Origin of the sequence: Chamaesiphon sp. VAR_69_metabat_338 (assembly GCF_031423935.1) — a bacterium.
Lineage (GTDB): Bacteria > Cyanobacteriota > Cyanobacteriia > Cyanobacteriales > Chamaesiphonaceae > Chamaesiphon.
Genome location: NZ_JANPGM010000593.1, coordinates 1 through 8,432, shown reverse-complemented (window position 1 = coordinate 8,432; position 8,432 = coordinate 1). Strand labels below are relative to the sequence as shown.

Here is an 8,432-nt window from a genome sequence, read left to right as displayed (position 1 = left end):
GTAAAGGATAAATAAAATGCGGGTTGCGATCGCAGGTGCGGGACTGGCTGGAATGACCACAGCCGTCGATTTAGTGGATGCGGGACATGAGGTCGAGATCTTTGAATCGCGGGCGTTTGTCGGCGGTAAAGTCGGGAGCTGGGTAGATGCTGATGGCAATCATATCGAGATGGGCTTGCACGTCTTTTTTAACAACTATGCCAATCTTTTTGCGCTGATGCAGCATATTGGCGCGGTTGATATCTTTTTACCTAAAGAACACGTTCACAATTTTGTGAATGCCGGTGGCGATATTGGCAAACTAGATTTTAGGTTTTTCCTCGGCGCGCCGTTTCATGGCTTGAAGGCATTTTTTACCACCGAGCAACTGACGATCGTCGATAAACTCCGCAACGCTCTGGCACTGGGCACTAGTCCGATCGTGCCTGGGTTGGTCAGCTATGAAACCGCAATGAAGATGATCCGCGATCTCGATCGGATCAGTTTTGCCGACTGGTTTCGATCGCATGGCGGCAACAATCACAGTCTGCGACGGATGTGGGACCCGATCGCTTTAGCATTAGGATTCATCGACACCGAAAATATCTCCGCACGGTGTATGCTGACGATCTTCATGATGTTTGCCTCCAAAACCGAAGCATCAAAATTGAACATGCTAGTCGGTTCGCCAGCCGAATATCTCCACAAACCGATCGTCGAGTATCTAGCAGCTAAAGGCACCAAAATTCATACCCGCAGCCAGTTACGCGAAGTTAAATATACTGGCGAAGGCGATAATATTCACATTACTAGCTTTGAAATCGCTAATGGCGATCGCGTGGAAACCATTACCGCTGATGCCTATGTCTGCGCCTGCGACGTGCCAGGGATTCATCGCATCATCCCCACCGATTGGCGCAAATCGACCTTCTTCGATAACATTTTCAAGCTCGAAGCCGTCCCCGTCACCACCGTGCAACTGCGCTTCGACGGTTGGGTAACGGAAATGCAAGATGCCGCCCAACGCCACCAATTAGCACATGCCGCAGGGATGGATAATCTGCTCTACAGTGCCGACGCCGATTTTTCCTGTTTTGCGGATCTTGCGCTCACCAGTCCCGCAGATTATTATCGAGAGGGCGAAGGCTCGCTACTACAGGTCGTATTAACGCCTGGGGAACCCTTCATTCCGATGAAGAATGAAGAAATCGTCGCTCACGTTCTCAAACAAGTTCACCATTTATTCCCATCGGCTAGCGAACTCAAAGTAACGTGGTCGAGTGTCGTTAAACTCGCCCAATCTCTCTACCGCGAAAAACCCGGCATGGATCCATTCCGTCCCACTCAAGCAACACCGATCGATAACTTCTTCCTTGCAGGGAGCTACACCGCCCAAGACTATATCGACAGCATGGAAGGAGCCACCATCTCCGGCAAGCAAGCAGCAACCGCTATTCTCGATCGATTCAGAGGTTAGAGAATAGGGGATAGGGGATAGGGAATAGGGAGTAGTAATTAATTAGAAGACAGATGAATCATCTTCAAGCCCGATCTACTCTATCCACTATCCACTATTCACTATTCACTTCACTATCCCCTATCCACTATTCCCTATCCCCTAATTATCATGTCTCAATGGTTAGAACATAGCGTTCAAGTTGAAGTTGCTGCGCCGATCGAGCATGTCTGGGGTCTGTGGCATAATATCGAATTGATGCCGCGCTGGATGAAGTGGATCGAGTCAGTGCAAGTGCTCGAAGATCGCCCCGAACTCTCGCGCTGGAAGTTGGGGACTAGAACTCTCGAATTTACCTGGCTGTCGCAGATTCTTCAGGAAATTCCCCATCAAATTATTCAATGGGAGTCGGTGGATGGCTTACCCAATCGCGGGGCAATTAGATTTTACGATCGCAAAGAAACTAGTATTGTCAAGTTGACGATCGCCTATGAGGTACCAGGTTTTCTGGCACTGTTAATGAATAATGACTTCGTTCGCAACGCGGTCGAGGGCACGCTTCAGGCTGACATGGATCGATTTAGGGAATACGCCCTCAGCGACGCCAGTCACGAGCCAAATCATTCTTAGAAAAGCTGGCGTCAACCCACAGCCGCTATCACTCTATCCAAATACTCGACCGTCTGGCATGATGGCACCTGTAAGATTGGCACCCATAAATCTGACCATCATCTTTGCTCCGACCCTAATTCGCGCACCAGTCAGATCCGCACCCCGCAGATCCGCACCGCTGAGATCCGCACCGATCAGATTTGCTTCGCGGAGATTGGCGTTGCTGAGATTGGCCTGAAATAAGTTGGCTCGAAACAGATTGGCTTTCTGAAGGTTAGCACCCTCAAGATTGGCACCATGCAAAAAGGAATCCTGCAACTCAGTGTTGCTGAGATTGGCATTGGCTAAATTTCTGCCCGATAAGTCGCGCTCGTTGAGATTCGTACCGCTCCAATCAACACCACTCAGATCTGGGCGTTGTGGAGGCGTACGCGACGGTGTTTTGATGTGGTGGCGATGATTTGTCGGTTTAACCACCGCTGCTTGGGGAACGGGGACGGGTTCGGTAACTTGAGTAGGCTGAGGTGGTGCTGGTGGTCGCACTCGCTGGGAGTAAGTTTCTGGACGCGATGTAGCTCTGCGGGGCTGTTGGCGCGCATGGCGAGTAGCCTCTCGCTCCGATCGATTAGTCGATCGAGTAGCTGTCTGACGATCGTTATTGTCGGGATGGAGATCGCTGGAGTTGCTGCCATTTCCGTTACTACGACTGGCTTGATACTCGCGCAACCGATCGCGCGCATTGTTGATTTCTTTAAGTTTGGCTTGAGCTTTTTCTTGCAAGCGCAGACTGTCTTGCGGCAACCGGTCAGGATGCCACACTAAGACTAAATCCTTATAAGCCTGGTTCACTTCTTCGAGTGATGCTCCAGGCTCCAATTCGAGTGCTTTGTACCAACACTGTAGCTCGTCATTCATCTATCTAAAGTAGCATTACTACTAATGAAGGTGGCCGCACTTATCGATTAAATTAATATTCTTTATCGATCGGATGGATTCGCCATTCATGCATCATTTGGGCAGCCTTACCCGATCGCAAATATTATAGCTTGCCGATCGACTGGGCAAAAATTGCACCCACTACGGCAACTACAAGCTACCGAGCCGATCCAGCTCTTAAAAGCTATTCCTAGTCTAACGACTCGCTCGCTTACTGGGGATGAAAGTAGCTGTAGATATCTGTGGCAATCTGCTGGCCGATGCCTGGTGCTTTGGCTAAGTCTTCGACACTCGCCGCCCGAATATAGTCGATCGAGTGAAAATGTGCCAGCAGTTGTTTCTGGCGATGGCTGCCCAAACCCGCAATATCGTCGAGGTACGATCGGGTTTGCTTGACTGCCCGCTGTTGGCGGTGGAACGTAATCGCAAAGCGATGCGACTCATCCCGGACGCGTCGCAGCAATTGGACGCCAGCTTGCTCGGCATCGGTCGGTAGAGGCAAGCTTTCATTGGGTAAGAAAATTTCTTCCCGCTGCTTGGCGAGACTAACTATGCACATTTTGTCAGCGAGATTCATCTCTTCCAATACCTTCATCACTGCCGATAGCTGCCCCTTGCCACCGTCAATCATCACGACGTCGGGGAAATTAGCATCATCCGTATTCACGCCCCCAGCATACTTACGAAATCGCCGTCTGGCAATTTCCGCATGACTGGCATAGTCATCGGAATGACCAGTTGTGATATCGGGGTTTTGAATCTTATAGTGGCGATAGTGCTGCTTTGCAGGCAATCCGTCGATAAATACCACTTGCGAAGCCACCGCATTCGAGCCTTGAATGTGGGAAATATCAAAACCTTCAATCCGGTGGGGCAGTTCGGGCAAGTTGAGGATTTCAGCCAGATCTTCCAGAGCACCGAGATTGCGTTCGCTTTGACGTTGGAGGCGGGCAAGTTCGTGCTGGGCATTTTTCTCGACCATCTCAATTAACTCGGCTTTAAGCTGCCGCTGGGGAGTAATTAGCGTAACTTTCCGACCCTTGCGATCGCTCAAGTAACTAGCCAACATTTCTCCATCGGGCAGCGGATACTGCACCAAGATCTCCAGCGGGATCTCCACCGGATCTGCGGCTTGGTAGTGTTCTTCGAGTACCCGTTGCAAAATCGCGCCCAGCTCAGCGTCAGATGTCTGACTAATTTCTGTTGCTGTTACAGCTTCAGCTAGCGACTGCACCTCAGCCGTATAGCCTAGTCGCCCGACTAATTTACCCGCCCGAATTTGAAATAGTTGCACCGCTGCAATCTTGAGATCGGCAGCGAGAGCGATCGCGTCGCGAGACACAGTATCGTTGGATAGTGCGACTTTTTGTTCGGCATTTAGGGCAGTCAGATTGTGAATGCGATCGCGAATCGCACCCGCCTGCTCGAAATCGAGATTTTCGGCAGCCTTTTGCATCTGGGCGGTCAGCGTTTCAATTAATTCGCCCGTGCGACCTTGAAAAATCATTGCGACTTTTTCGACAGTTTGGCGATAATCGATCGGCGCGATCAGATTTTGGCAAACGCCCGGACACCGGCCGAGATCGTAATTGAGACAGGGACGATCTTTAAATAAGGGTTGCGGTCGTTGGCGCAGCGGAAATGTCCGCTTAATTGTGTAGAGGACGTTGCGGAGTAAATGTGCATCGGTATATGGGCCATAATACTTATCTTTACCTTTACCGAGCCGCCGATTGCGAGTCAGCAGAATGCGCGGATAGTCTTCTGACCAGGTAATCAGCACGTACGGGTATTTTTTATCATCCTTAAGCAGGACATTAAAATGCGGCTGGTGTTGCTTGATGAGATTAGCTTCTAGTGCCAGTGCTTCGGCTTCGCTGTCCGTGACGATAAACTCGATCTCGGCGACTTGGCGCACCATCATGGCAATGCGGGGCGTGTGCCGATCGCCGTCCCGAAAATACGATCGCACGCGAGAGCGGAGTTTTTTGGATTTACCGATGTACAAGATGCGATCGGTCGCATCGCGCATAAAGTAAACACCCGGTTCGGGCGGTATTTCCTGGAGTCGCTGTTCGAGGTCGGGCTTGGGAATAGTGGCGAGCTTGATAATGGTCGGATGGAGTTGGCGTTCGTCTAACACAGATAGATACCCTCAGCAGCAGCGATCGTCGCGATAAAACATGCTTACTAAAAAATATAACAAAGATCGGATTGCTAGGCTGGTGTATAGAACGATCCCCACCGTACGGAGATCCCGCTCGGTTGGAATCTAGTGTGGGTGAGAGAGTTGGCAGTCGATCGCGATCGCGATCTGCTGAAGGCTACCGCATTTCGAGTAAGATTTATTTAACGGGATGAGCTTCCCCAGATCCCGCGTTCGAGCTGCTATTTTTTCCTGAGAAATGGGTACTATGAGCAGGAGCGGTCGTCACAATACAGGCATTCTGAGTCAAAGAATCTACACTTAATAAGCTACTGTATAAAACGATCGCCCCTGTACGTAGAGTCGCATCGCATTCAACTATATATTGAACGCGCTGGTTGTTGACGATCGTACGGCCTCTCAACTTACTAAAATTAGTTACTTTATGCTGACTGAATTACGTTTAAATGCGGATACGAGTAGCTAAAGTCACAGTGTTAGAATATGAGGGAGTATACACACAGTCACCCGCACAAAGCATTATGGATGAAATTGCACAATATTGGCTAGTACTCAAACGTCGTTGGTTGCCAGCCGCTCTGGTCTTTGCACTTACTACAGCAGTAGTAACAATTTGGACTTACAAGCAAACGGAAATCTTCCAAGCCAAAGGACAAGTTATTCTGAAAAAGACTAACAAAACTAGTGCCTTGTTGAGTAGTGTAACCAGTGCTGCTGGCGGTGGTGGTGCGATTGGCGATTTGGAAGGGCTAACCGGAAGTATGCCAGTCAATACTCAAGCAGAAATCCTCAAGTCATTAACTACAATTAATGGCGTACTCGCAGAGTTACGCAGTGGTAAGTATGCCAATAGACCGGAAGGAAAACGTTTAGATAAATTTATTAAAAAAACTGACGGCTTTGTCCAACAACTCAAAGTTAGTAGTATTAAAGGAACTGATATTTTAGACATCACCTTCCAAGATCCCAGTAGGGAATTGGCTAAAGATGTCGTCGAAAAACTCATGGAAGTCTACATCCGTGACGACCAAACAAATCAACGTCGCGAGGCCGAAGCAGCGCGTAACTTTGTCTCTAAAGAACTTCCTAAAATCGAATCTGAAGTTAAATCCGCTGAGAGCGATATCCGCAAGTTTAAAGAAGAGTACAACGTTGTCGATCTACCTACCGAGTCTGTTAAAGCCGTAGAAACGATCACCAGCCTCAACAAAGAAATCACCTCGGCGTCAGCTCAACTAGCCGCCGAAACATCGCGACTCGAAGGTTTGAAGGCACTGTTTGGCGGTAGAGACGCTCAAGCCACCATCCAATCTGGTCTGGTGAGCGAATCCCCTGGTTTGCAAAAATCTCTCAAAGAGCTGCAAGAAATCGAAGCTAAGATCGCTACTGAAAAAACGCGGTTTAGCGATAACGATCCGAGCATCCTCAATCTTAAAGAGAAACGCCAAGCACTCGTCGAAATTCTCCAAAAGCGGTTCAAACAAAGCTTAATTGGCGACAAACAGTTCCAAGGCAAACTAGTCGAACTCCAACCATCGGGGATTCAAGGCAACTTGATTGCTGACTATGCCAAGAGCGAAGCCCAACGGACGAGTCTCCAGAAACAGATCTCTGCGCTAGTATATGTAGTCGATGCCTACAAGCAACGGATGAACGCGCTGCCCAAATTGGAGCAACAACAAACCGCTCTAGGTCGCAAGCTCGAAACCACACGGACTAATTACAAAACCTTGCTGAGCAAACTGCAAGAAATTGAAATTGCAGAGAATCAAACTCTGGGTAACTCCAGAATCCAAACTCATGCCGAACTGCCACAAGAAGCACTCTCGCCCAAAAAACCGCAGAACATTGCGATCGGTGGTTTCTTAGGTCTGTTCCTCGGTGCGGCTACTGCCTTCTTACTTGATGGTGCTGACAAACGGATCAAAACTTCCGAAGAAGCCAAAAACTTACTACCTGGTTATCCGATCTTGGGTCAAATTCCGGTATTTGAAAAAGCCCGTCAACTCCCCAAACTGGGTAGTAAAGCCGGTGCCAGAACTCCAGGTCAACTGGTCTTGACTGGCATCAATACCGGCATCGATGGTGAATCCTTCCGGATGTTGCAGACCAATCTCCAGTTCCTCAATGCCGATGATAGCCTCAAGGTTGTGGTCGTATCTAGCTCGCAATCAGGCGAAGGTAAATCGACTGTAGCTGCCAACCTCGCACTGGCAGTCGCCGAACTCGGCAAAAAGGTACTCTTGGTCGATGCCGACATGCGCAAACCAGCGCAACATCTGATCTGGCGTCAAACTAACTATGAAGGACTCAGCAACGTCCTCAGCGGTCAATGCGATCGCCAAACCGCCACCACCGAAGTTCAACCCAATCTCTTCCTCTTGACTGCTGGTGTCGTACCGCCAAATCCCGTCATCTTGATCGATTCGGTGCAAATGAGCACTTCGATCGCGCAGTGGTCGCAAGAGTACGATTTAGTCATCATTGACGCACCACCACTAACGGTAGCGGCAGATGCGGCAATATTGGGTACTCAAGCTGGCGGATTAGTCTTCGTCCTCCGTCCTGGTGTTGCTGACAAAGAATCAGTAGACTACGCTCAAGAAATCTTGACCCAATCCAAGCTCAAAGTCTTAGGGATGGTGCTCAACGGTGTCGATCTAGACAAACAAAACCGTTACAACCATTACTACTACTCGTCTCAGGTAGCAAGAGGGGATGAAGGCAATTCTGGTTCTAAGCTGTTAACCGGAACCATCACCAACCGCACGCGGTAGAACCCGATATTCTGGGTCGTTGACTGTGTCGGCTCAGTAACTAAATCAAAAATATTCAGGGGTGTGAGGTTGCTCGCACCCCTTTATTTATGGAAATCCTGCAAAGCTATGTTCGCCAATATCTCAATCGATTCATCCTATTGATAGATTAGCTTCAATCTCGGCTCATTTAATTATTAAGCTATCTATTTTAAATTTTCGGAGACACCTTCTAGGAAAGCGATAAATCCCTTGCCCCAAACATTATTCTCAGCAAAGTGCTCGCCAATTTTAACTGCTGCTTTTTTACTACCATTATAGAATCGTTTGACACTCAACAAGTTTCGCCACTGGAGAATTTGTTTGTATTTAATTTCTTGGAATTCCACATTGATGATTTTAACTGCCTCAGCTTCGGTAGCTGTGGGATATTGACTTTGCAATCTTACTAAAATTGTTTGAAACTCAGCGATCGATCTTTGGATATCTAGATCGGTGCCATAGTTATTCTGAATGCCAACTTGGT

General features: G+C 48.7%; 5 protein-coding genes and 1 pseudogene. 3 read left to right on the top strand and 3 right to left on the bottom strand.

Going from position 1 to position 8,432, the window contains the following annotated elements; genetic code table 11:
• Positions 1 to 16 precede the first annotated feature (16 nt).
• Positions 17 to 1,456 carry a 9,9'-di-cis-zeta-carotene desaturase gene (gene zds / locus RMO84_RS16410; RefSeq protein ID WP_310489510.1) on the top strand — a complete coding sequence of 480 codons (1,440 nt, stop codon included), beginning with the start codon at positions 17 to 19 and terminating at the stop codon, positions 1,454 to 1,456.
• A gap of 150 nt (positions 1,457 to 1,606) precedes the next feature.
• Positions 1,607 to 2,065: an SRPBCC family protein gene (locus tag RMO84_RS16405; RefSeq protein ID WP_310489509.1), complete on the top strand. Its 459-nt coding sequence runs from the start codon at positions 1,607 to 1,609 to the stop codon at positions 2,063 to 2,065.
• A 33-nt stretch (positions 2,066 to 2,098) separates the two neighbouring features.
• On the opposite strand, the gene RMO84_RS16400 is transcribed toward RMO84_RS16405, so the two are convergent.
• Together RMO84_RS16400 and uvrC are read right to left on the bottom strand one after the other, a co-directional pair.
• Entirely contained in the window at positions 2,099 to 2,962 is an 864-nt protein-coding gene (locus tag RMO84_RS16400) for a pentapeptide repeat-containing protein (RefSeq protein ID WP_310489508.1), read from the bottom strand.
• A gap of 232 nt (positions 2,963 to 3,194) precedes the next feature.
• A complete protein-coding gene (uvrC, locus tag RMO84_RS16395) occupies positions 3,195 to 5,096 on the bottom strand; it encodes an excinuclease ABC subunit UvrC (RefSeq protein WP_310489511.1) in 1,902 nt (633 codons plus the stop codon).
• 575 nt (positions 5,097 to 5,671) lie between these two features.
• On the opposite strand from uvrC, the gene RMO84_RS16390 reads away from it, so the two are divergent.
• Positions 5,672 to 7,927, top strand: a complete 2,256-nt coding sequence (locus RMO84_RS16390; RefSeq protein ID WP_310489507.1) for a polysaccharide biosynthesis tyrosine autokinase — start codon at positions 5,672 to 5,674, stop codon at positions 7,925 to 7,927.
• A 185-nt stretch (positions 7,928 to 8,112) separates the two neighbouring features.
• Here RMO84_RS16390 and RMO84_RS16385 read toward each other — a convergent pair.
• A pseudogene (locus RMO84_RS16385) lies at positions 8,113 to 8,432 on the bottom strand (hypothetical protein); the annotation flags it as partial.